The sequence below is a fragment of the Acidocella sp. KAb 2-4 genome, from assembly GCF_020567705.1.
Classification (GTDB): Bacteria; Pseudomonadota; Alphaproteobacteria; order Acetobacterales; family Acetobacteraceae; genus Acidocella.
This window is the reverse complement of sequence record NZ_JAJDJU010000006.1, coordinates 39120-61275: the sequence shown is the minus strand read 5'-3', so window position 1 is coordinate 61275 and position 22156 is coordinate 39120. Positions and strand designations below refer to the sequence as shown.

At 62.0% G+C, this 22156-nt stretch carries 23 protein-coding genes; 12 read left to right on the top strand and 11 right to left on the bottom strand.

The window, feature by feature from the left end; genetic code table 11:
• Positions 1-6: 6 nt before the first annotated feature.
• On the bottom strand, positions 7-480 hold the full coding sequence (locus tag LI953_RS06120; RefSeq protein WP_227075157.1) for a nuclear transport factor 2 family protein: 474 nt from the start codon (positions 478-480) through the stop codon (positions 7-9).
• Positions 481-642: 162 nt separating this feature from the next.
• Here LI953_RS06120 and LI953_RS06115 point away from each other — a divergent pair, with 162 nt between their 5' ends.
• From LI953_RS06115 to LI953_RS06105, 3 genes are all read left to right on the top strand, one after another.
• A complete protein-coding gene (locus LI953_RS06115) occupies positions 643-1137 on the top strand; it encodes a nuclear transport factor 2 family protein (protein WP_227075156.1) in 495 nt (164 codons plus the stop codon).
• A gap of 104 nt (positions 1138-1241) precedes the next feature.
• Positions 1242-1826: an Lrp/AsnC family transcriptional regulator gene (locus tag LI953_RS06110; RefSeq protein WP_227075155.1), complete on the top strand. Its 585-nt coding sequence runs from the start codon at positions 1242-1244 to the stop codon at positions 1824-1826.
• Positions 1823-2329 (top strand): Lrp/AsnC family transcriptional regulator, encoded by a 507-nt coding sequence (locus LI953_RS06105; protein WP_227075154.1) that lies wholly within the window; start codon positions 1823-1825, stop codon positions 2327-2329. The genes LI953_RS06110 and LI953_RS06105 overlap by 4 nt, the downstream gene beginning before the upstream one ends.
• A 16-nt stretch (positions 2330-2345) precedes the next feature.
• On the opposite strand, the gene LI953_RS06100 is transcribed toward LI953_RS06105, so the two are convergent.
• From LI953_RS06100 to LI953_RS06090, 3 genes are read right to left on the bottom strand one after another with little or no spacing between them, the layout of a single operon-like run.
• Positions 2346-3047: an EthD domain-containing protein gene (locus LI953_RS06100; RefSeq protein ID WP_227075153.1), complete on the bottom strand. Its 702-nt coding sequence runs from the start codon at positions 3045-3047 to the stop codon at positions 2346-2348.
• Positions 3047-4510, bottom strand: a complete 1464-nt coding sequence (locus tag LI953_RS06095) for an FAD-dependent oxidoreductase (RefSeq protein WP_227075152.1) — start codon at positions 4508-4510, stop codon at positions 3047-3049. The genes LI953_RS06100 and LI953_RS06095 overlap by 1 nt, the downstream gene beginning before the upstream one ends.
• A gap of 10 nt (positions 4511-4520) precedes the next feature.
• A complete protein-coding gene (locus tag LI953_RS06090; protein WP_227075151.1) occupies positions 4521-5726 on the bottom strand; it encodes an acyl-CoA dehydrogenase family protein in 1206 nt (401 codons plus the stop codon).
• A gap of 207 nt (positions 5727-5933) precedes the next feature.
• Between LI953_RS06090 and LI953_RS06085 the strand changes: the two genes are divergently transcribed.
• Positions 5934-6692 carry an SDR family NAD(P)-dependent oxidoreductase gene (locus tag LI953_RS06085; protein ID WP_227075150.1) on the top strand — a complete coding sequence of 253 codons (759 nt, stop codon included), beginning with the start codon at positions 5934-5936 and terminating at the stop codon, positions 6690-6692.
• Positions 6693-6760: 68 nt separating this feature from the next.
• Here the strand turns inward: LI953_RS06085 and LI953_RS06080 are convergent, their stop codons facing one another.
• The 4 genes from LI953_RS06080 to LI953_RS06065 form a co-directional block, all read right to left on the bottom strand.
• On the bottom strand, positions 6761-7954 hold the full coding sequence (locus LI953_RS06080; RefSeq protein ID WP_227075149.1) for an acyl-CoA dehydrogenase family protein: 1194 nt from the start codon (positions 7952-7954) through the stop codon (positions 6761-6763).
• 24 nt (positions 7955-7978) lie between these two features.
• Entirely contained in the window at positions 7979-8869 is an 891-nt protein-coding gene (locus LI953_RS06075) for a VOC family protein (protein ID WP_227075148.1), read from the bottom strand.
• 252 nt (positions 8870-9121) lie between these two features.
• Entirely contained in the window at positions 9122-10000 is an 879-nt protein-coding gene (locus LI953_RS06070; protein ID WP_227075147.1) for an alpha/beta fold hydrolase, read from the bottom strand.
• A gap of 74 nt (positions 10001-10074) precedes the next feature.
• On the bottom strand, positions 10075-11133 hold the full coding sequence (locus tag LI953_RS06065; protein ID WP_227075146.1) for an alkene reductase: 1059 nt from the start codon (positions 11131-11133) through the stop codon (positions 10075-10077).
• A gap of 88 nt (positions 11134-11221) precedes the next feature.
• Here LI953_RS06065 and LI953_RS06060 point away from each other — a divergent pair, with 88 nt between their 5' ends.
• A complete protein-coding gene (locus tag LI953_RS06060) occupies positions 11222-11974 on the top strand; it encodes an SDR family NAD(P)-dependent oxidoreductase (protein WP_227075145.1) in 753 nt (250 codons plus the stop codon).
• 69 nt (positions 11975-12043) lie between these two features.
• Here LI953_RS06060 and LI953_RS06055 read toward each other — a convergent pair whose 3' ends face one another.
• Both LI953_RS06055 and LI953_RS06050 read right to left on the bottom strand, forming a co-directional pair.
• Positions 12044-13123, bottom strand: a complete 1080-nt coding sequence (locus tag LI953_RS06055) for a Rieske 2Fe-2S domain-containing protein (protein ID WP_227075144.1) — start codon at positions 13121-13123, stop codon at positions 12044-12046.
• 154 nt (positions 13124-13277) lie between these two features.
• The gene (locus LI953_RS06050) at positions 13278-14054 is read right to left on the bottom strand and encodes an SDR family NAD(P)-dependent oxidoreductase (RefSeq protein WP_227075143.1); all 777 of its coding nucleotides are present in this window, start codon (positions 14052-14054) and stop codon (positions 13278-13280) included.
• 129 nt (positions 14055-14183) lie between these two features.
• On the opposite strand from LI953_RS06050, the gene LI953_RS06045 reads away from it, so the two are divergent.
• The 7 genes from LI953_RS06045 to LI953_RS06015 all read left to right on the top strand — a co-directional run bounded on the left by LI953_RS06045 (position 14184) and on the right by LI953_RS06015 (position 21506).
• Complete coding sequence (locus tag LI953_RS06045; protein WP_227075142.1) at positions 14184-14942, top strand: SDR family NAD(P)-dependent oxidoreductase; 759 nt, start codon at positions 14184-14186, stop codon at positions 14940-14942.
• A 139-nt stretch (positions 14943-15081) separates the two neighbouring features.
• Positions 15082-15954, top strand: a complete 873-nt coding sequence (locus LI953_RS06040; protein ID WP_227075141.1) for an SDR family NAD(P)-dependent oxidoreductase — start codon at positions 15082-15084, stop codon at positions 15952-15954.
• Between the two features lie 49 nt (positions 15955-16003).
• Positions 16004-17671, top strand: coding sequence for a class I adenylate-forming enzyme family protein (locus LI953_RS06035; protein ID WP_227075140.1), 1668 nt, complete (start codon positions 16004-16006; stop codon positions 17669-17671).
• 97 nt (positions 17672-17768) lie between these two features.
• Positions 17769-18542 (top strand): amidohydrolase family protein, encoded by a 774-nt coding sequence (locus LI953_RS06030; protein WP_227075139.1) that lies wholly within the window; start codon positions 17769-17771, stop codon positions 18540-18542.
• Between the two features lie 20 nt (positions 18543-18562).
• A complete protein-coding gene (locus tag LI953_RS06025; RefSeq protein WP_227075138.1) occupies positions 18563-19645 on the top strand; it encodes a Rieske 2Fe-2S domain-containing protein in 1083 nt (360 codons plus the stop codon).
• 69 nt (positions 19646-19714) lie between these two features.
• Positions 19715-21214 (top strand): amidase, encoded by a 1500-nt coding sequence (locus LI953_RS06020; RefSeq protein ID WP_227075137.1) that lies wholly within the window; start codon positions 19715-19717, stop codon positions 21212-21214.
• A gap of 37 nt (positions 21215-21251) precedes the next feature.
• A complete protein-coding gene (locus LI953_RS06015) occupies positions 21252-21506 on the top strand; it encodes a hypothetical protein (RefSeq protein WP_227075136.1) in 255 nt (84 codons plus the stop codon).
• Positions 21507-21522: 16 nt separating this feature from the next.
• Here LI953_RS06015 and LI953_RS06010 read toward each other — a convergent pair whose 3' ends face one another.
• A complete protein-coding gene (locus tag LI953_RS06010) occupies positions 21523-22017 on the bottom strand; it encodes a flavin reductase (protein WP_227075135.1) in 495 nt (164 codons plus the stop codon).
• Positions 22018-22156 lie beyond the last annotated feature (139 nt).

Sequence of the window (22156 nt, the reverse complement as noted above, 5' to 3'; positions counted from 1 at the left end):
GGCGCGTCATACGGCTTTCAGGTCCGTGATTTTGAGTGTGTCTTCCACCAGCGCGCCATCGGCAATCAGCCGTGGCGTGTGCCGGGATGCCGCGATCCGCCATCCTTGGGGCGTCAGAGCGTATTCATCCTCATACATGCCGTGCATCAGCCTGAACGTCTTGCTCACGGGGTCCAAGGTCACGAAGCCCAAGCTCCATCGGCCCCGCGCGCGACCATCATCCTGTATGATGATCTCGGCATTATGCGCTTGGTGGGAGTCGGCGATGGGGGTTTTAACGGCGAGTTCGGTGAAGACCTCGATGAGTTGGTTCACGCTGAACTGGCCCATTGGGGCGTAGTCCAGCACCGCGTCTACGGTAAAGCAGGCGCGGATGGCCATGGGATCCTTGGTGTCGCAGGCATTCAGATAGCGAGCCTTGAGCCGGCGGATCTCGCTCTCGGCTTCCAGGCGTGCAATGCGGTTCTCTAAAGTGGTCACTTGTGTTGCCTCATGGTATCTATATATTTTCGGCTATTAATACGCATTGTCATGTTAATTATAAAAAAAGTCAAAGAAATGCGCTTCTTTGTCTGGAATATATAGCTGAAATGTGAAAGCTTTTGCTGCGGTATGACCCCGCCTGGAGCAGGAGTACGCGGCATGGAAGCGGAACGGAGTTTGGCGGCGCGTTTGAGGGAGTTGGAGGACCGTGAGGCGATCCGTAATCTCATCGCCAGCTATGGCCCGGCGGCTGACAGGGGAGATGCCGCCGCCGCGGCGGCGCTATGGGCCGAGGATGGCCTTTATGATGTTGGCGGGTTTGGGGTGTATCGCGGGCAGGGGGCGTTGGAGGCCATGTTGCGGGGTAAAAGCCACCAAACTCTCATCGCCGGAGGCGCGGCCCATGTGCTCAGCCCGGTTGAGGTGCGCTTGGAGGGAGATACGGCTACGGCCATTGGCTATTCCTGCGTCTTTTGTTGGACGGGGGAGAGGTTTGAAGTGTATCGCGTTTCGGCCAATCGCTGGCGGCTGCGCCGGGGCGCCGGGGGTAATTGGCAGGTGGAGCTTCGGGAAAACCGGCTGTTGAATGGCGATGCCGACGCGCTGGTTTTGCTGAGTGCCGCCCCCCCGGATTTGCCAGCTCCGGGCGAGTGAGTCAGCCCACCGCCAGAAGTGGCAGTGTTGGCGGGAGACCTAGTGGGGTGGAAATGCCAGCCTCGTCCCGCTCAAGGGGGGTGTTCCACCGGCTCCGCACGCAAATGCTGGACCTGAAGAAATATTTAAGCTATGCGCAGAAAATCGGCAAACAGGCTGCCATTCATAAGGCAGGATGGGGCAAAACTTTTCTTTCGGTAGACCATATGAAGCTTCGTAAAGGCAGACGTATCACCAATGCGGGAATCGATGCCATCGACAAAGGTATTATCGATATCCTGACCGTCAACGGCCGTGCCAACAATCAGGAGATCGCCGCTCGTCTATCGGTGACGCCTGCCACCGTTTCTTCCCGCCTCAACCGCATGGAGGAGCAGCGGATCATGAAGGTGGTGGCGGTGACCGATTTTGCGGCCCATGGCTACAACGTGATCATCGCCATCGGCGTGAGCGTGAAAGGGCGGCCCGTGCTGGAGGTGGCGCAAGACCTTGCCGCGCTACCCGAGGTGTTTAGCGTCAATGTCATGCATGGGCGCTACGACCTCGAAATGTTGGTGGTGCTGCATGATTTTGAAGAAGTTCGCGTGTTCCTGGACAATCACGTGCGCCCGATCGAGGGCATTGATGAAATGGATCCAGGCATTGCCGTCGACATCAAGAAATTTGAATTCAATATAGCGCCCCTATGAACGCCATCACCTTAGACGAACTCGATCAGAAGATCATAAAGGCATTCAGCCAGGATGGCCGTGCCTCCAACCGGCAGATCGCGCAGGATCTTGATGTCACGGAAGGAACGATCCGGACTCGCATCAAACGCCTGCAGCGGCGGGGGCTCATCCATTTCACCACGGTCCGCAGCTACCGCTACGCCGGGTCGCCAAATCTCGTGATGATGGGCATTCATTGCGATCAGGCGCGGACTGCTGAAATCGCCGATATTTTGGCCGGCATGCGTGAAATCGGTTGCGTGATCGTCATGCTTGGGCGCTTCAACATCCTGGCGATGGGGTTGTTCCTCAGCCTCGATGAGGTCAATGACGTGATTCTGAACAAGATACGGCCGATTCGGGGGGTGAAGAAGGTCGACACCTCGATTGCCGTGCATAACGTGAAATATAACAGCGCCGTTGCGCGGATCACCTCGGCCCCCGCCACCGATGCCGAGAATGGTGAAGAGGGCGAGGGGTAAGCGGGTTCCTCTCAGGTTACCGGATGTCGTATTGGCTGGTAGGGAACACGTCGCACCCATTGGCGCCGATGAACCCCTCGCAACTGCGCATCATGGCAGCTTCATTGGCGTCTGTCCCCTGTGAGTCTCCGGGGTGGGCGTAGTAAAGCGTGCGGTCAGTGAGGGCGTCGATCGGGAAGCATTCCTCAACAATGGCCCATATCTCCGGCGCGCCGGGGGTCAGCGGACGAACTACAAGATTTTGCCGGTACTCAAAAGTCGCTTGCAAATCCAAGGCTTGGCGTGTGTGTTGATCCTGCCAATGGTGCCGCCAGACAGAATGCTCCAGGCCGGATGGCGCCAAGAGTAGGGCGATCTGTGCAAAACCTTCGGTCCGTTGGCCCGGATTTGGTGGAAATGCGGTATTGGGGAGCGGCGTTGACTCGCAGACCAGCCACGCATGGCAATGCCCGCAATATTCGATCATCGCGGCATCGATGCCGGCGCGGGTGGGGGGATAGGCTGTGTTCACCCAGAGCTGAACCAGCGCGTCGGGAGAGGGACGGAGAACGGAAAAGCAAGGAGAGTTGCCACCTCGCACGCTGCTGTCGCGCAAGTTGAGGCGCAGGTGATGCACGAGCGGTGTCAGCATGGGGGAGAGCCGATGATGAAGCCGCTCCGCGAAGGTCTCTTCCGTCATGCCACGGGGCTTCCAGAGCGCGTAAATAATCTTCTCCATCAGATGCCTCGCTCCCCCGCGCTTCTCCCCGCCATACGGCCGAAGAAGCTGGAATCGCCAAGGCTCATGCCGGACGAATAGCCCCGCCCCCAGCGCGGCAAGCCACAAGTGGCGCGTCCGGCGGCATAAAGGCCGGGGATGGGGTCACCGCCAAGATTCAGCACCTCTCCGGTGGGTAGCGTCTCCAACCCGCCAAGGGTAAAATAGGAGAAATAACTCTCCGAGGGATTGAATGCGAGCGCCGCGAAGGGGGCGGTGGTGAGCGGTTTCAACCATTTCGCCGCCTTGTGCCAGACCGGGTCCTCCCCCTTGGCTGCATGCGCATTGTATTGCTCGACTACGGTGCTGAGCGTGCCCGTGGCGAAGCCGAGTTCGGCTTCAACCTCGCCCCAACTCTCGCCCACGGCCGCCAGTTCGACATTGGCCAGCTCCATCGGGCGGGCGAAAATATCGTTGTCGCAGAGCAGGAATACGCGCGTGCCAGGCTGCGCCACCGCCGCGCTCATCACCCGGCCGTGGTAGCAATCCTCATTGATGAAACGCTGGCCTGCCTCGTTGATGAAAATACCCTTCACCAGGGATTCGGGTGGATACCACGGGCAGGTCACGAAGAATTCGTTCATGTGGATGGCGCGCGCGCCCGCGGCCTGGCCCATGATGATGCCAGAGCCGTCATCGATGGTGCCGAGCGGGTGCGAGCAGCGCAGCGCCTCGGGCGCGTGCCGGCGCACCATTTCGGTGTTCATGCAGAATCCGCCAGTGGCGATGATCACGCCGCGATGCGCGCGCACCGCCAGCTCCTTGCCGTTCTGGCGGATGATCATGCCGACGATCTCGCCGTCATCCGCGACCAGCGCGCGGCCACGGGCGGAGGTCTCCACCTGCACGCCCGCTTCGCGCACGCGCGCCTCCAGGATATCCATGAGCTTGCGACCGCCGCCCCAGCCGGGGGATTGAATCGTGTGGCCGCGCGGCGCTGGTTTCGCCGTGGCCGAAAACGGCCAGGCTTCCTCGGAGCCGGACCAGATCAGCGTGTCGTCGGTCTCGGGTTCGATGATCTTGCCGGGCAGGAACGTGCCTTTGTAGGGTACGCCCTGAGCGCGGATCCAGTTGAAATGATCCACCGCCTCCCGCGCATAGAGCGCGATCTTGGCCTGGTCCGGCGCCGGTCCACCGGCAAGGGTAAGATAGGCCGCGAAATCCTCGGTGGAATCGGTGAAGCCGTTCCGCTGCTGAATATCGGTGCCGCCGGAGCCGCCGACATACATCTCCCCGCCCGAGAGCGCCGAGGCGCCGCCGGAACCGCCCGCCGCCTCGAAGATGGTGACCGCGGCGCCGCCACGCGCAGCTTCCAGCGCCGCGCATGCGCCTGCGATCCCGAACCCGAGGATGGCGACATCTGTTACGCTGTCCCAGTGTTTGATGTGTGCGGCGGGGACAGTTTGTTCCGGCTTTGCGTTCACGTGGGTCGCCTTACAGGAAGTGGAATGCGAGTGGGATTCCCATGAGTCCGTTTGCGAGGTCTGGCCCCATGTTGTTGGGGTCGTTGGCGACATGGGCGCGTGCGGCGTTGAGGTCGAGCCAGGGCTGGATGATGGGGCTGTGCATGTAGATGGCGCGGCCGCCGAGCAGGGGCAGCAGGTTATCGACGAGATCGGCGCAGCGGCGGGCGACGGAGGAGGATTGGAACCGGTAGAGCTGGCGCTTGGCCATGGGGATTTCCTCGCCGGCTTCGACGATGGCGACGAGGTCGTCGAAATTGCGCCGCAGCACGGCTTCCATTTCGTCGAGCTGGGCATAGGCGGTGGCGATGGCGTTGAGCAGGATCGGATCGGATTTTGACACCTTGCCGGTGTTGGTGGAGATGCGCGATTGCGCGATCTCGAGTGCGGCGTTGATGGCGGCGCGGGTGCCGCCGAGGGCGGCGGTGGAGACGAGGCGGAGGAAGAGCTGGGCCCAGGGCATGCGGAACAGCGGCGCGCTGTTTTCGGCCTGGCCGGGGTTTTGGCAGAGGAAGCCGTCGATGGCCTTATGGGTGCGGTATTCGGGCACGAAGGCGCGTTCGACGACGATGTCGTGACTGCCCGTGCCTTGCAGGCCGAACGTGTCCCAGGTCTGGTCGATCTGATAATCGGCGCGCGGCACCAGGAAGGTGCGCATATCCGGCGGCTCGTCCGCGTTCAGCGGCGGCACCATGGCGCCGAGCAGCACCCATTGGCAATGCTCGCTGCCGGAGGAGAACCCCCAGCGGCCGGAGAGGTAGAAGCCACCCTCGGCGCGCTCGACCTTGCCGACGGGTTGGTAGGAGGAAGAGACCAGGATGGAGTCGTCCTCGGCCCAGACCTCGCGCTGCGCCTGGTCGTGGAATAGGGCCAACTCATAAGGGTGGCCGCCGACGACGCCATACACCCAGCCGGTGGACATGCAGCCCTCGGCCAGCAGTTTTTGGATCTCGAAGAACACGTTGGGGTGCATCTCATAGCCGCCCCAGCGCTTGGGCTGCAGCACGCGGAAGAACCCGGCCGCCTGCATTTCGGCGATGGTTTCATCGGGGATTTTGCGCTCGGCGGTGGTGCGTTTGGCGCGCGCTTTCAGCGCCGGGATCATCGCCCGGGCGCGGGCGATCAGCTCTTCGGGCGCGGGTGCCGTGTCGATCACGACTTTCTGGATATTGGTCATCGCGTCACATCCCCATGACATTCGCAGCGCGGCGCTACAGCTATGGCCTCGCTTGTGTTGTTCGTAGAGTATATATGGTAGCAAATACGCAAAATATCAAGTATGTTTTGATTTTGTGTGTTTATGTAAAGTTTTCTGCTATTTGTGCGGCGATTCTCGCTAGGGTGGCCGCGGCGTGATGCGTGATGAAAATAGGAGTGAGGAAACATGAAGAGGTTTGCGGGTAAGGCGGTATTAATCACGGGCGCGGCATCAGGCATCGGCTTGGCGACGGCCACGCGGCTGGCGCAGGAAGGCGCCGATGTGGCGCTGGCTGACATCAACGCCGACGGCGCTCAGCAGGCGGCCGCGCAGATTGTCGCCACGCAGGGGGTGAAGGCGGTCGGGATGGCGTTTGACGCCACCGATGCGCAGGCCTGTGCCGCACTGCCGGGCGCGGCGCTCGCGGCGCTGGGTGGGTTGGATGTGGTGGTGAACAGCGCCGGCATCCTCGATTGGGCGCGCACGCATGAGTGTGACCCGGCGAAATTCGATCTCGTGCTCAAGGTCAATTTATACGCGGTGTTTCATGTCAGCCGCGCCGCGCTGCCGCATCTGCTCAAGGTGGGCGGAAATATCGTGAATATCAGCTCCTCGGCCGCGCTGGCGGGCGTGCCTTATGCCGCCGCCTATTGCGCCAGCAAGGCCGGTGTATTGGGCATGACGCGCGCCATGGCGGTGGAATATGCCGACCAGGGCGTGCGCGTGAATGCCATCTGCCCGGGCACGGTGGAAACCCCCCTGCTTCGCAAATCCACCGTCCCCGCCTGGGCGGATATGAAGAAGGTGATGTCGCTGGCGACCAAGACCGGAAAGCCCTCGACGCCGGAGGAGATCGGCGCGGCGGTGGCTTATCTGGCCTCGGCGGATGCCTGCAATGTCACCGGCATCGCGTTGTCGGTCGATGGTGGCCAAACCGCCGGGTAAACACCCGGCGCGGATCAATCCGAGGCGTCGCGTTCCGGGCTCCTTTTGGCGAGGAGCCCGGTGGCGCATCAGATGAACGTGTCGGTATTTTCTTCGCCCAGCAGCCAGCCGCCGAAATTACGCGCGAATTTGTCGGGGTTGTTGGCGACATGCGTGCGGCCGGTGTGGATGTCCACGAAGGTGCGGGCCACCGGGCCGCTGCGATACACGCCGGAGGCGCCGCAGGAATAGAACATGGCGGAGATCAGCTCGGCGCAACGATCCACCACCTGGGCGGCCTGCAGGCGGAAGCGCAGGCGCTCCTCCAGCTCCGGCCCCTTGCTCTGTGCCGCCAGCTCCATCATGCGCGCGAAATTACGGTGCAGGGTGAGCTTCATTTCGTCGATCGCGCCAGCGGTATCGGCGGCCACGCGCTGGGCCACCGGGTTGAGTGCCGAGCGGCTCATGTCGTTGCTGGAGGTGCGGTTCTGGTTATAGCCGCGGAACGCTTCCAGTGCGCCTTCCAGCGCGCCGATGGACGAGCTGGAGACGGCGCGCACGAAAATCTGGCCGAAGGGCAGGCGGTAAAGCGGGCTGGGATTCACGCTCAGGCCGGGGCTGGTGCCTGCGGCGCCATCTTGCGAGCGGTGCATGCGATGCGCCGGCACGAAGGCGTCTTTCACCTCCACATCCTGGCTGCCCGTGCCGCGCAGGCCGACCGTATCCCACACCCGATGCACCACGAAATCTGATTTTGGCACGAGAAAGGTGACGAATTCCGGCGCGCCGCCGCCGGGCGGTGTGAGCAGGCCACCGAGAAAGGCCCAGCCGCAATGATCGACGCCCGAGGAGAAGCCCCAGCGGCCGGAGATGCGGTAGCCGCCCGGCGCGTGGGTGACCTTGGCCTTGGGCATGTAGGAGGAGGAGATCAGCATGTCGTGGTTCGTCGCCCACACATCCTCCTGCGCCTTGAGGTCGAACAGCGCCAGCTGCCAGTTATGCACGGCGACCACGCCATAGACCCAGGCGGTGGACATGCAGTGCTTCGCCAGCTCCATCTGGATGTCGTAGAAGGTGGAGACACCCATCTCGTAGCCGCCGAAGCGCTTCGGCTGGAGCACGCGGAACAGCCCGGCCGCCTTCATTTCGGCGATCGTTTCATTGGGGATTTTGCAATCGATCTCGGCCTGCGCGGCGCGGGCGCGCAGCGAAGGGCCGAGGGCGCGCGCGGCGGCGATCATATCGGCGGGGGTCGGGGCCGGATGTGAGAGAATGGCGGACATTGGTGTCTCCGTGAGATGAGAGGGTTATTTGAAGCCGAGGCTGAAATCGTGGCCCCAGAGGCTGACGCTCGTGCTTTCGAACACCGTGTTCCGGGACCAGTCGATGAGCGTGCCGCCCCAGCCCAGCTCCACCGAGAAGCCGCCAGGGGTGGCGCAATAGAAAGAGGTCACGCCGTCATTCACATGGCGGCCCAGCGTGGCGGTCATCTTCGCGCCATGGGCGGCGGCGCGGTCGATGGCGCGGCCAACCTCATCCATGGACTCATATTCCAACATGAAATGCACGCAGCCGGCGGGCACCTCGCCCTCGAACAGCGCGAGGCTGTGATGGCGGGGATTGCCGACATGCATGAAATGGATGCGCATGGCCGGACCATCCGCGCCGCCGGGGCGGTGGACCATGAGGTCTGACAGGCCAAGGCCCAGAATATCGGTGAAGAAGGCGCGGGTCTCGTCGAAATTTGGGGCGGGCAGCACGGTGTGGCCCATGCCAAGATCGCCCATCACGAATTTGGGCACGCCGGCGGGCGAGGTGAAGCGCGAGAAATCGGAGCGGAAGCCCCACACCAATTCGTGGCGGTTGCCCGCGGGATCGGCGAAGCGGGCCAGGCCCAGGGCGCCGCGCTGTGCGGCTTCGGCGTTTGTGCCGATGTCGAAATTGACGCCCTTGGCTTCAAATATTTTCAGCGCGGCCGTGAATTCGGCCTCGTTCCGCACCTCCCAGCCTGAGGCGTGATAGCGGTTGCGTGCGCCCGGCACGGCGAAGATCCGCCCCAACCGCTCGTCGGCCCTGAGGGCAATGCCGCCATCAGCCAAAGGCTGCGCGGAGAGGCCGATGACGCGTTCACCAAAGGCGGCCCAATCCCGTGGGTCGGTCGACTCCACGACGAGGTAGGTGAGGGCTTTGATGTTCATGGCGTCTCCTGCTTCGGGAGGATGGCTTCCCAATAGCCGGTAAAATTTCACCGATGGGGTGGAGACGCTTTGATCTATATCAAAAATTTTTTATTTTGCGGTGTAAAAATCAATAAAATTTACGCATTATACTGTTTTCGGTGTTATATTTAAGAATTTTTCAGTGATTTTTCCGTCTTTTCCCGGTGCGACATCCGCGCAGGCTACCGCTGAGGGCGCGGGTACGGCCCGGCATGATCGTGCCCCGGTCTGCTACAGAAACGCTCTGAGGGCGGCGATGAATTCCGCTGTCTTGTCGTGATGGGGCCAATGCCCCGCATCGCTGAACGTGATATGCCGCGCATCCTTGAATTGCCGGGTGATGCCATGGGCTTCAGGATCGATGGCCCAGCTATTATCGCCGCGCATCAGCAGTACGGGGCATGAAACGCGGGCGCGCAGATGGATGATCTGGTCTTCCGTGAGGTCCAATGGCGGCACCGAATAGACGTAGTTATCGAATTTCCAGGAATATGTGCCGTCTTCATTCACGGTGACGCCGTGCACCGTTAGGTGCTGGGCTTGTTCGGTGCTCAGATGCGGGTTTTCCGCCATCATGCGGTTCACGGCCGCCTCGATCGTCGGATAGGCCTTGCTGGATTTGGCGCCGATGGCGCGGCGCTCATCGATCCAGGCCCGCCAGATCGCGTCGATGGGCATGGTGGCCAGGCGCTCGCTGAACTCCGGCGGGATGTTCCAGCTTTCGATCGCGGCCAGCTTGTGGACTGTTTCCGGGTAAAGGCCGGCATAGCGCAGGGCGATGAAACCGCCCAGCGAGTGGGCGACGATGCGCACCGGCCCGTTGCGGCCGAAATGCCGGACGAGCTGGGCGAAATCATAGACGAAGGATGACATGGAGTAGCCGCCATCCGGTGACCAGGCGGAGTTGCCGTGGCCGCGCAGATCGGGGGCGATCACGTGCCAGTCCCGGCTCAATTCGCGCGCCACCCAATCCCAGCTATGGGCGTGGTCGCGGCCGCCATGCTGCAGGATCAGCACCGGCGCGCCGTGGTTGCCCCAATCGAGATAGTTCAGGCGGAGCCTTTGTGAAATGAAGCTGGCCGAGGTTGGTCCGGTATCAGGCTTGGGCATGGGGCCTCTCTGGTGGGGTAAATCACGTGCCGCGCCATGGCCGGCAGAGCTTCCCCGCCTGTGGGGAGTTGTTGTCAGCGGGGCGGATAATCCGTGTAACCGCGTTCCTCGCCCGTATAAAGCAGGCTGAAATCAGGCTTGGCGAGCGGCGCGTTGTCGCGGAGGCGCTCGGCCAGATCGGGGTTGGCGATGAAGGCGCGGCCGAAGCTCACCGCCTCGGCCTTGCCGTCATCGAGCAGCTGGCGCGCGCTCTCGGCGGTGAGGTTGTTGTTGGTGATGACCGGGCCGTTGAAATTCGCCCGCGCCATGGCCAGCGTGTCCAGCTCGGGCAGTGCCATGTCGACGATGTGCAGATAGGCCAGCCCGAGCTTGTCCGCCGCCCGCAGGAACGGCACGAAGGTCGCCTCCGGCGCGCTCACATCCATGCCGTTATAGGGGTTGCCGGGCGAAATCCTGAAACCAACGCGGTCAGCCCCGATCGCCCCGGCGAGGGCGGCCAAGACCTCGACCGGAAAGCGGATGCGGTTTTCCGCGCTGCCGCCATAGGCGTCCTGCCGCTGGTTGCTGGCGGGGTTGAGGAATTGGTTGATGAGATAGCCGCTGGCGCAATGCAGCTCCACGCCATCCAGCCCGGCGGCGATGGCGTTGCGCGCGGCCTGCGCGTACTCCTCCAGCAGCCCTGGGAGTTCGGCCAGCGCGAGGGCGCGCGGCATGGCGGGGGCGACTGGCGTGCCATCCGGCCCCGGCACCTTCACCGGGCAAGGCAGGGCGGAGGGGGCGATGATATCTGCTTCAAAGCCGCGATTGGCGGGCACCACCACGCGCCCGCAATGCATCAGTTGCATCACGATCCGCCCGCCTCGCGCATGCACGGCGTCAGCCACTTGCCGCCAACCTTCGATCTGCGCCTGCGAATGAATCCCCGGCGTGCGCCAATAGCCTTTGCCCGCGGGCGAGGGCTGCACGCCTTCGGTCACGATCATCCCGGCGCTGGCCCGCTGCGCGTAATATTCCGCCATCAGCGGTGTCGGCGCATCGCCGGGGCCGGCGCGGTCGCGCGTCATCGGCGCCATCACGATGCGGTTGGCCAGCGCGATGGCGCCTAGCTTGACGGGTGAAAAAAGCCCATCCATTGTCCGAAAATCTCCCCGTCTTGCGCAAACAGAATTAAGTTTGCGTTTTAATATAGTCTTATACATACGCATATCAAGGAGAAACGTGATGGTCTACGATTTTGCCGGCAAGGTTGCGCTGGTCACCGGCGCCAGCGGCGGCATTGGCCGCGCGACCGCCCTGGCCTTTGCCGCTTCTGGCGCGGCGGTGGTGGTGTCGGATGTGAACGATGAGGGCGGCGAGGAGACCGTGGCCCAGATCGCGGCCGCCGGGGGCAAGGCGGTGTATCAGCGCTGCAACGTGGCCAACGAGGCCGAGGTGAAGGCGCTCCTCGCGCGGGCGGTGAGCGCGTTCGGGCGGCTGGATTTCGCGCATAACAATGCCGGCATCAATAATATGGGTGCGAATGAGTATGACACCCCGGTGTGGGACCGCAGCCTCGCCATCAATCTCTCCGGTGTGATGTATTGCATGCGCGAGGAAGCCGAGATCATGCTGGCTCAGGGCAAGGGGGCGATCGTCAATACCTCTTCGATCAACGGCCTGGTCGGCAATGGGGCGCAGCCAGGCTACACCGCCACCAAGCATGCGGTAATCGGCCTGACCCGCCATGGCGCGCTGCGCTGGGCCAAGAACGGCATCCGCGTGAATGCGGTCTGCCCCGGCGTGATTGAAACCCCGATGACCGCGCCGCTCGTGGCGCAGCCCGAGATGCGCAAGCTGATGGACAGCATGACGCCGATGGGCCGCATGGGGCGGGCCGAGGAAATCGCGGCGGCGGTGCTGTGGCTGTGTTCGGATCAGGCCAGCTTCGTCACCGGGCATCCACTGGTGGTCGATGGCGGCGCCACCGCGATGTGAGGCAAGAATAAGGGGGGCTTTTTGGCGAAGCCCCCCTTGCGAACATGTTTGCAATGATGGCGCCGCGGATCAGGCGGCGCTATCCCAAGGTGCGGTCTTGGTGCCGCGGGTGGTGTAGCGGCCATCCACGCGTTTTTGGAAAGCTTCAGCCTGCGCCCGCGGATTGTAGAACTGGCGGTACCAGATCCGCACCTTGTCGAACGGGCCGTCGCCGCGCACCATCATCGGGTTGACGCAGGCGCGCTTATTCGCCCAGATCTCGAAATCCTGCGCGAAGGCGTCAACCCCGGCGTCTTCGTAGCTGCGCGCCACCGCGATGTCTTCCGCCGTCGGCTCGGCGCTGGCGACTTTCACCAGCAGCCCGTACCACACGCGCAGCCGGCCATCATCGATGGGCGTATGCGCGATCAGCATATGCGAGGGATTGGCACCGATCATCACCGATTGCAGAATGCCGGGGCCGGTGTACCAGGTGTCATTGGTCATCGGCTCGCCGCCATCGGCGGCCAGTGTTCGGTGCCCGGCAGACAGGATCTGGCGGACCGTATGTCCGGCGAACTCGTTCTCGAACGAGACCATGGCAAGCGAGCCGTGCACGGGCTCCAGATGCGCCTTGTCGGCGATGTTGTCGACCACCTCCTGAGGGTGGCAATCCATGTCGCCGAGATGGCGCAGCTCCCAGTTCACCCAATGCGGCGCGCCGTAATTCTCGAAGGCGGGCAGCTCGTAATCGGGCTCGCCGCCCTCGGGGTCGTACCAAGCCCACAGGCAGCCGGCGCGCTCGACGATCTGCCAGCGCCGCAACACCGCCGCCTTGGGTGGTGAAACCGGGGAGTAGGCGATCTGGTTGCAGCGCCCATCCGGCCCGAACCGCCAGCCGTGATAGGGGCAGCGGATGTTGTCGCCCTCGATATGAGTGCTGTCCTTGACGATATAAGATGTTTTGTTGAGGCCGAGATGCGTGCCCATGTGCGGGCAATACGCCTCCACCATGTAGGCCTTGCCGCTCTGGCCGCGATAGATCACCATATCCTCGCCAAAATAGCGGACGGACATGACGCCGCTTTGCAGATCCTGCGAGCGCGCGACCATGAACCAGCCGCGCGGGTAAGTGAATTCGCCAAGACCGTAATCACTGGTTTTCGCCATCATTTCCTCCCATCGGAATATTGCCGCCAACATAACGCGGGCCAGGCTAAGTGTACAGAGATAATACGTATAGGATTTATTTACTCAAGCTATTAGTATTTTTTGCGTATCTTAGACGCATTTAAAATACGAATAATTCGCAACTCCTTGCCGTTCAGTCCGGGAGCTCCGGGGCCCAGGCGACGCCGTTGATGTGCGCGCCGCCATCGACGAAAAGTGTGTTGCCGGTCAGGTAGCGCGCGTCCTCGCTGGCCAGAAACACCGCGACGCCGCCGATATCCGCCTCGGGATCGCCTATGCGCCGCATCGGATTGGCGGCGTTGATCCGCTCGATCATGCCGGGCTGGGCGCTCATCACCCGCCGGGTGGACTCGGCCAGCGCCGCCGGGCAGATGATGTTGCAGCAAATCCCGAACGGGGCCCATTCGCGCGCGGCGGTGCGGGTCAGGGCGCGCAGGGCCTCCTTGGCGGCATTGTAATCGGCGCTGCCCATATGGGCGTTGACGCCGTTCAGCGACGCCATGTTGATCACCCGCCCCCAGCCTTGGGCCTTCATATGGGGCAGAGCGGCGGTCATCGTCCAATGGCAGGCGAATACGCCCATCCGCAGCGAGAGCTCCAGCTGCTCGTCCGTTTTGTGTTCGAGCCGCGAGATGCCATGGCCGCGCCAGGCGTTGTTGACGAGAATATCGACCGGGCCTGCGGCCGCCATCATGGCGAGGGTGCTGGTCTTCTGTGTGATATCCACCGGCAGGAATACCGCTGTGCCGCCGTCTGCCGCGATTTCGGCCGCCGTGGCGCGGCCGCCGGCCTCATCGAAATCGGCGATGACGACACGCGCGCCCGCCGCCGCGAACCGCCGGGCGATGCCCTTGCCTATGCCAGTGGCGGCGCCTGTGATAACCGCATTGCGCCCGGTGAGTTGCGGCATTTGGGGGTCCTCTTTCTGTATTCACGCAAACCGATAAAAATCTGCGCAAAGAATTAAATAATTTGATTTTATTTGCTGTTTGCGTATTACATATCGATAATTGAAGCGCAATTACAATTTGGAGGATGCATGCGCGGTCTGCAGGGCAAGGTAGGGATTATCGCCGGGGGCGGGCGCGGCATTGGCGCGGCGACGGCCAAGCGGCTCGCGGAAGAGGGCGCGCGCGTGGTGATTGGCGACATCGCCGAGGACTGGGCGGTGAAGACCGCCGAGGAGATCGCGGCCAGCGGTGGTGCCGCGATCGGGGTGCGGCTGGATGGCACCAAGGCCGATTCGCAGGCGGGGATTGTGGCCGCGGCGCTGAAGGCCTTCGGGCGGCTGGATTTCTACCATTCCAACCTCGCGGGCGGCACGGAGGGCGATATCGACGCGTTGAACTGCACGGAAGAGGTGCTCGACCGTTCCTTCGCGATCAACACCAAGAGCCATTTCCTGGCGACCCAGGCGGCGTTGCCGGTACTCATCGAGCAGGGCGGCGGCGCCATGATCTATACCTCCTCGGGGGCGGCGTTGGCAGGCAATCCGTTTCAGGTCGCCTATCCGATGACGAAAAACGCAATTCATGCGCTGGTGCGGCACGTGGCTCGCAAATTTGGTAAAAAGGGCATCCGCGCCAATGGTATCTGCCCTGGTCTGGTGCTGACCGAGGCGGTGGCGCAGCACCTCACCGATGATTATGTGCAAACCTCATTGAAAGCCTTGTCGCACACCCGCCTCGGCAAGCCCGAGGATATTGCGGGGGCGGTCGCGTTTCTGGCCTCGGATGACGGCGAGTGGGTCAATGGCCAGATCTGGCATGTGAATGGCGGGTCTCTTCAGCGCGACTGATGGCGAGGTTTTGCTTCGCGAAACTTCTAATTAAATCTAATTAGAACCAATAACGCGTAAATTATTTGTGTTGTTTATTCGCATATGGTGTGTTATCCGGTGTCTTAAATAACATGCGCTGTTGCAAGACGGAGAGGAAATGACAACTCACAAGGTTGCGCTGGTCACCGGGGCGAGTCGTGGGGCTGGACGCGGCATCGCGCGCGGCTTTGGTGAGCTTGGCTACACGGTTTATGTTACCGGGCGGACGATTTCACCCGGCGATGCCAAGGGCTGGGATGGCTCGGTGCTGCCTGGCACAGTTGCCGAAACCGCGGCGGAGGTGACGCGCGCCGGGGGCGAGGGGATTCCGGTGGTATGCGACCATGGCGATGACGCCCAGGTCGCCGCGCTGTTTGCGCGGATCAAGCGTGAGGCTGGCCGGTTGGATGTTTTGTTCAACAACGCGACCTACATCCATCGCCAGCTCATTGAGAAAAAGCCGTTCTGGGAGAAAGACCTCGACGCGGTGCGGATCCTCGATGTCGGGCTGCGTTCGGCCTATGTGGCGAGCTGGCACGCGGCGCAGATCATGGTGCCGCAAGGTCGCGGGATGATCGCGTTTGGCTCGTCCTTCGGCGCTAGCTGTTACATGCATGGTCCGGCTTATGGGGCGCAGAAGGCTGGTGTGGACAAGCTGGCGCACGACATGGAGCATGATCTGCGCGGTACCGGGGTGGTGGCGGTGTCCATCTGGATGGGGCCGCTGGTGACCGAGCGTTCGCTCACCGCGCGGCAGACCAATCCGGAACAATATGAGGAATTCATTGCGAATGCCGAGAATCCAGAGTTCACCGCGCATATCGTCGATGCCGTGAATTGTGCGCCCAACCGCGATGAACTTTCCGGGCAGACCTTGATTGGTGCGGAAATCGCCCGGGCGCTGGGGGTGACGGACCGCGGGCATGAGCGTCCTTCCTACCGCGAGATGCTGGGCAGCCCTTGCCCCAAGAATCCAGCGGCGGTCTATTGAAGAGAGCCCGCCAACGCGACGGCGGCAAGATGGACGGATTGTTTTTGTTATGAATCAAGTTGATCCTGTTTTCGCCGCGGTGACGGCGCCGGGTACGCCGTTCGAGATCGTCGAGCGCGACGGGCTGCGCCAATTCGCGAATGCTCAGCCTGACATCAATATGATGATCGAGGGCGCGCGGCGGCATGGCGATAAGGTGTTTGTTGTCGATTTTTCCTCAAGCGGTGTTGAGCGGCGGCTGACGTTCGGTCAGATCTTCGCATGGCGCGACCAGCTTGCGCCGATGCTGGGGATCAGGCGCGGCGAACGTGTCGCCATTTGCATGCGCAACCGCGCGGAATGGATGGTCGCGTTTCTTGCCATCATCAAGGCGGGTGGCGTCGCGGTGCTGCTCAATAGCCGTGGTTCGGCCGATGAGCTTGTTGGCATGATCGAGGAAGTCACGCCTAAGGTGGTGCTGGCCGATACGGCGCGGGCGGGTCTGATCCGTGAGGGTGGATATAGCGGGCGCATGCTCGATCTGACCAAGCCGTTTGACCCCGAAGAGGTGGCGCGGCGCGCGCGTGAGCCGATGCCCGATCCGGGGGTGGCCGCCGCGCTGGACCCGTGCGCGATTTTGTTCAGCTCCGGCACCACCGGGCGCAGCAAGGGCGTGGTGCTGACGCATCGCAGCCTGATCACGGGACTGATGGCGACGCAGCTTTCCGGCATGATGGTGCTGCATAATATGGCGCGCGCGCATGGCGTGCCGGTGCAGGCCATCTTGGAGAAGCTGCCGCAGCAAGCGGTGCTTCTGGTGTACCCGCTGTTCCATGTTTCCGGCTTGAGTTCGACATTTTTGGCGCCGCTCTTCGCGGGATCGAAGGTTGTCATCATGCGCCGATGGGATGCGCAGGAGGCGATTCGGCTGATCGAGCGTGAACAGATCACGCAGCTTTCGGCGGTGCCGACCATGCTGTGGGACATGCTGCATAACGCCAAGCTGGGCGATGCGAATCTGTCTTCGGTGCGCAATATCGCCTCGGGCGGACAGGCGCTGCCGGTTAATCTGCTGGAGGAAATCCGAGCCGCTTGTCCGCAGGCGGTGATGGGTACGGGGTATGGCATGACGGAAGCCTCCGGCGCCATCGCCCAGGCCGTTGGCGAGGATTTCACCCGCCGGCCGTCGTCGGCCGGGCGCGTGCTGCCATTGGCGGAGGTGCGGATTGTCTCGCCGGATCATAAGGTGCTTCCCGCCGGGCAGAGCGGCGAGATCCAGGTGCGCGGGGCCATGGTGATGCTGGGCTATTGGAACCGCCCGGAGGAGACCGAGGCCGCCTTCACCGAGGAGGGCTGGCTCCGCACCGGGGATGTCGGATATGTTGATGATGAAGGTTATATCTTCATCGTTGACCGGATGAAGGACATGGTGATCTCGGGCGGTGAGAATATCTACTGCGCCGAGGTGGAGCGCGTGATGGGGCATATGCCGGGCATCCGCGAATGCGCGGCGTTTGGTATTCCCGATGAGCGTCTGGGCGAGTTGCTCGTCGCGGTCGTGGTTGGCGGCACGCATGATGAGCAGGCGGTGGTCCATTGGGTGGCCGAGCATCTAGCCCGGTATAAGGCGCCGGGGCGTGTGGCGTTTAGCAAGGAGTCTCTGCCGCGCAACCATCTGGGCAAAGTGAATAAGATTGCCTTGCGCCAGGCGTGGCCGGAATTGATTGGAGATAAATGATATGGCGATGCCGAGTGATATTAGAGTCATAGATTGCATGATGGGAATTCCGGAGGCGGATGACCGCTCCGATTGGTTCAACCCGTTCCGCGCGCTGTTGCGCGATGAGCAATCGCTGCAGCAATTCGCGATGCCCGCGCAGTATATGTTCAAGGACATTCCCAAGATCACCGAAACGGATGATGTGGTGAAATGGGTCGTCGATCAGATGGACCGTTTCAACATCGAGAAGGCGATGGTGGGGTGGGGCGGCAACGCCACCTCTTATCGTGCGAAAGAGAAGCACGGCGACCGGTTTTTCTTTGATTTGCCGTGCGACCCTAATAAGGGGATGGAGGAAGTCCGGCGGATCAAGCGCATCCATGCCGAAATTGGGCTGTCCGCGATCAGCGTGTTTCCGTGTGGAACGTTTCCGCAGGTTGCGATCAACCATAAATATATGTTCCCGCTCTATGCCTGCGCCGAGGAGTTGGGCCTGCCGATCTTGTTGAATGTCGGCATTCCTGGGCCGCGTATTCCGATGGAGCCGCAAAAGGTTGAGCATCTCGACGAAATCTGCTGGTTCTTCCCGAACCTCAAGATCGTGATGCGCCATGGTGCCGAGCCGTGGGAGGCGTTGGCAGTGAAGCTGATGTTGAAATGGCCGAACCTTTATTATTCGACCAGCGCCTTTGCCCCCAAGCACTATCCGAAGGCGATCATCGATTACGCGAATACCCGCGGGGCCGACAAGATCATCTATGCCGGCTATTTCCCGATGGGGATGAGTCTGGACCGTATCTTTGGTGATATGACGAAGGTTCCGTTCAAGGATGAGGTTTGGCCGAAATTCCTGCGTGAGAACGCGGTTAAGGTTTTTAATCTGAAATAAGTAAATTTTTGAGGTGTCACATGTCCAACGAACATCAGGCTGACGCGACCGACGCCCGCACGCCGCCCGTCGCGGTCTGGCAGGTTATCGAAAAACTCAAAGGCAAGGAGCTGAATGATTGGCGTCTTGCCGATGTCAAGGGACGCGCTTCCGTGGAGGAGCGTAACCTGAATATCGGCATTCCGTTTGGCTGGTACCCGATCGAGCTTTCCGCCAATCTGGCCCCGGGCGAGGTGCGGCCGCTGCGCTATTTCTCGAAGGACCTCGCCATGTGGCGTGGCGAGGATGGCCAGGTTCATATCGTTGATGCGTATTGCAAGCATCTTGGCGCGCATATGGGGCATGGCGGCAAGGTGCATGGCAATTTGCTGGAATGCCCGTTTCACGCTTGGCGTTATGATGGCGATGGAACGGTTAAGGATATTCCTTATGCGCGTGTGATTCCGCCGCAGGTCAAGCGCAAATGCATCCGCACCTGGCACGTGACGGAAGCCAACCGCTGGATCTGGGCCTGGTATCATCCGCAGGACATCGCGCCGCTTTGGGAGGTTGTGCGCCTGCCGGAGACGACTGATCCGGACTGGACCGATTATGAGGTTTATGAGTGGAACGTTTGGGGCTCCATCCAGAACATGGCCGAGAATGGCGTGGATGTTGCCCATTTCCGCTATATTCATGGCACCGCGAATGTGCCCCTGGGTGAGCTGCGCTGGGGTGAGTGGGGCCGTGGTGCGGATGTGAAGGCGAAGATGGGCACGCCATGGGGCGAGGTTGATGGCTGCATCAGCTACGACACCATGGGGCCGGGGCAGAGCTGGACGCGCTTTACCGGGATCAGCGAAACGATACTCGTGGCTTGCCTGACGCCGGTGGAGCTTGACCATGTGCATGCCCGCTTCTGCTTCACCCAGCCGCGGGCGCAGGCGGAAGGGGAGCGCGCCGGCGTGGCCAAGGCGATCATCCGTGATATTTGCAAGCAGTTTGATCAGGACAAGGTTGTTTGGGACCGGCAGAAATATGAGACCAGCCCGATCATCTGCGATGGCGACGGCCCGATTCCACAATTCCGCGACTTCTACTCCCGCTATTACGTGAAGGCCTGATCGCGGGTTATCAACGATAACGACAACAACAAGCGCCAGGACGGGGAACGCATGATGACAAGACGAGAGATGTTGGGAACATCCGCCGCGGCGCTGGCCGCGGTGGCGGCGCAGGCGGATACACCACCGCGGGCCTCGAGTGTTCTCGACGATTATGATGCCCTGGGCCTGGCGAAGCTGGTTCGTGACAAGCAAATTTCGGCGGCGGAGTTGCTGGAGGATGCCATCGCGCGCACGGAGGCGATGAATCCGAAATTCAACTTCATGGAGCAGGAGCATTACGATCTTGCCCGCGCGGCTGTGAAGAAAGAGCTGCCGGATGGGCCGTTTACCGGCGTGCCTTGGCTGTTGAAAGATCTCGGCGTCTACCTCAAGGGCACGGTGACGGCCAATGGCAGCCGGTATTTCAAGGGGGATGTCGCGAGCTTTACCTCCGATCTGGTTAAGCGCCATGAGCGTGCCGGGTTTGTCATTTTCGGCAAGACGACGTGTCCGGAATTCGGGTTGACGGGCACGACCGAGAACAAGGTGACGGGCGATACCCGTAATCCGTGGAATCCGGAGCGGATTACCGGTGGGTCCTCGGGTGGGGCGGCGGCGGCGGTGGCTGCCGGGGTGGTGCCGGCGGCGCATGGCTCCGATGGCGGCGGTTCGATCCGTATTCCGTCTTCGTGTTGCGGTTTGTTCGGGCTCAAGCCGAGCCTTGGCCGCGTGCCGATGGGGCCGCCGCATACCGAGTCGTGGGGCGGGCTCTCGGTGGAGCACGCGCTTACGCGGACGGTGCGTGATTCCGCGGCGATTATGGACGCCACCTGGGGGCTTGAGCCGGGCTCGCGGTTTGGGGCGCCGACGCCCGATGGCAGCTTCCTCTCGCAGGTGGGGCGTCCACCGGGCAAACTGCGTGTGGCGCTGATGCTGAGTCCGTTGTCACACAGCCCTGTGGACCCTGAATGCGCCGATGCGGCGCGCGCGGCCGCGCATCTTTGTGAGTCCCTCGGGCACTATGTCGAGGAAGCGGCGCCGACGATCGACATGGCGACGCTGGGGGCTGCGGCGTTCGCGGTGATTGGCGCCTCGGTGACGGCGGAGGTGGATGCCCGCGCCAAGGCCAGTGGCATTCCGCCCGGGCCGGATGTGCTGGAGCCGATCACGCTTGATTTCTATGGTTATGGCCAGCATGTGTCGGGAACGGATTATCTGAACGGCATCTATGCGTTCCAGGCCGCCGCGACGGCGATGAGCAACTTCATGCAGAATTACGACGTGATTTTGTCGCCGACGCTGGCCCAGCTGCCGCTGCCGTTAGGGCAGATTAATCTGTCGCCGGGTGTTGATTTTGAAACCTGGGGCAAGCGCGCGGCAATGTTCACGCCGTTTACCCAGATTGCGAATATCACCGGCCAGCCTGCGATGTCCGTGCCGCTATCGATGTCGCGCAGCGGGTTGCCAATTGGCGTGCAGTTCATTGGCCGGTATGGCGAGGAGGCGCTGCTGTTCCGCCTCGCCGGGCAGCTTGAGCAGGCCGCGCCTTGGCGCTCCCGCCGTCCGCCGCATTTGGCGGGAGCGTAGGCTTTTGGTCCCGGCGCAATTGGCGGGGTTGCTTGGTTTGGCGGGGCTCGCGGGCCTCGCTGGCCTTCGCGCGCCCTGCGCCAAGACGCAGGCGGGGAGACTGATCCGCCTGCTCGGCTTATTGGGGCTGGGCGGTTTGGCGGGGTTCTGGATCGACGGCGCGGGCGCGATGGGCGCGGCCGGGGCGCTTTCGTTGTGGAATCACCAAAATCCACGCTTGGCTAAACTTGGTTGGCTGGGCTGGTTATTTCCCATTGGCAGCTATTATATCCTGGCTCATTTTTGGCGCTGAGCCTGAGCGGCCGCAATTATGCGGCCGGATGCGGGACGTGGTGGTAGGCCCGCCCGTGATAGACCAGGCCAGCGTTTTTCTGGCCTAGCGCGATGGCCTGAACCTCGCAGAAAAATACGGTGTGGGTGCCGATATCGAGCATCTGGCTCACTTTGCAATCGAGGCTCGCGGCGGATTGCGCCAAGGCCAGCGCGCCGGTTTCCAGCTTGTGCCAGGTGGCGCGGGCAAACCGCTCCGGCATGGGCAGATGATCCTTGCCGGCGAAAATGGCGGATAGGTCCTCTTGCCCGGGGCCCAGAATATTGACACAGATGATCCCCGCGTTTTTGAAAATGGCGTGCTGGCGGCTGGACCGGTTGATGCAGACGATCAGCGTGGCCGGATCGTCCGTGACGCTGCATACGGCTGATACCGTCATCCCCGTGTCGCCGTCCGGCCCATGAGTGGTGATGATATTCACCGCGGCGCCGAGGCGGGCCATGGCTTCACGGAACTGTGTGCGGTCGAGCATCGTGGCCTCACTTCTGATTTTCGAAAAATCTACGCTATTATGAGCTTAAATACACCAATAAACGCGGAATGCATATAAATAACATCTTAAAAGAACGCGAAAACATATTTATAAGGTCGAGGGATGTGATATCCAGAGG

Excerpts from the sequence above, each read along its gene's own strand:
- LI953_RS06115 (WP_227075156.1), top strand. The coding sequence starts at position 643 with ATGGAAGCGGAACGGAGTTTGGCGGCGCGTTTGAGGGAGTTGGAGGAC.
- LI953_RS06110 (WP_227075155.1), top strand. The coding sequence starts at position 1,242 with ATGCTGGACCTGAAGAAATATTTAAGCTATGCGCAGAAAATCGGCAAA.
- LI953_RS06105 (WP_227075154.1), top strand. The coding sequence starts at position 1,823 with ATGAACGCCATCACCTTAGACGAACTCGATCAGAAGATCATAAAGGCA.
- LI953_RS06100 (WP_227075153.1), bottom strand. The coding sequence starts at position 3,047 with ATGGAGAAGATTATTTACGCGCTCTGGAAGCCCCGTGGCATGACGGAA.
- LI953_RS06090 (WP_227075151.1), bottom strand. The coding sequence starts at position 5,726 with ATGACCAATATCCAGAAAGTCGTGATCGACACGGCACCCGCGCCCGAA.
- LI953_RS06085 (WP_227075150.1), top strand. The coding sequence starts at position 5,934 with ATGAAGAGGTTTGCGGGTAAGGCGGTATTAATCACGGGCGCGGCATCA.
- LI953_RS06080 (WP_227075149.1), bottom strand. The coding sequence starts at position 7,954 with ATGTCCGCCATTCTCTCACATCCGGCCCCGACCCCCGCCGATATGATC.
- LI953_RS06075 (WP_227075148.1), bottom strand. The coding sequence starts at position 8,869 with ATGAACATCAAAGCCCTCACCTACCTCGTCGTGGAGTCGACCGACCCA.
- LI953_RS06070 (WP_227075147.1), bottom strand. The coding sequence starts at position 10,000 with ATGCCCAAGCCTGATACCGGACCAACCTCGGCCAGCTTCATTTCACAA.
- LI953_RS06065 (WP_227075146.1), bottom strand. The coding sequence starts at position 11,133 with ATGGATGGGCTTTTTTCACCCGTCAAGCTAGGCGCCATCGCGCTGGCC.
- LI953_RS06060 (WP_227075145.1), top strand. The coding sequence starts at position 11,222 with ATGGTCTACGATTTTGCCGGCAAGGTTGCGCTGGTCACCGGCGCCAGC.
- LI953_RS06055 (WP_227075144.1), bottom strand. The coding sequence starts at position 13,123 with ATGGCGAAAACCAGTGATTACGGTCTTGGCGAATTCACTTACCCGCGC.
- LI953_RS06050 (WP_227075143.1), bottom strand. The coding sequence starts at position 14,054 with ATGCCGCAACTCACCGGGCGCAATGCGGTTATCACAGGCGCCGCCACT.
- LI953_RS06045 (WP_227075142.1), top strand. The coding sequence starts at position 14,184 with ATGCGCGGTCTGCAGGGCAAGGTAGGGATTATCGCCGGGGGCGGGCGC.
- LI953_RS06040 (WP_227075141.1), top strand. The coding sequence starts at position 15,082 with ATGACAACTCACAAGGTTGCGCTGGTCACCGGGGCGAGTCGTGGGGCT.
- LI953_RS06035 (WP_227075140.1), top strand. The coding sequence starts at position 16,004 with ATGAATCAAGTTGATCCTGTTTTCGCCGCGGTGACGGCGCCGGGTACG.
- LI953_RS06025 (WP_227075138.1), top strand. The coding sequence starts at position 18,563 with ATGTCCAACGAACATCAGGCTGACGCGACCGACGCCCGCACGCCGCCC.
- LI953_RS06020 (WP_227075137.1), top strand. The coding sequence starts at position 19,715 with ATGTTGGGAACATCCGCCGCGGCGCTGGCCGCGGTGGCGGCGCAGGCG.
- LI953_RS06010 (WP_227075135.1), bottom strand. The coding sequence starts at position 22,017 with ATGCTCGACCGCACACAGTTCCGTGAAGCCATGGCCCGCCTCGGCGCC.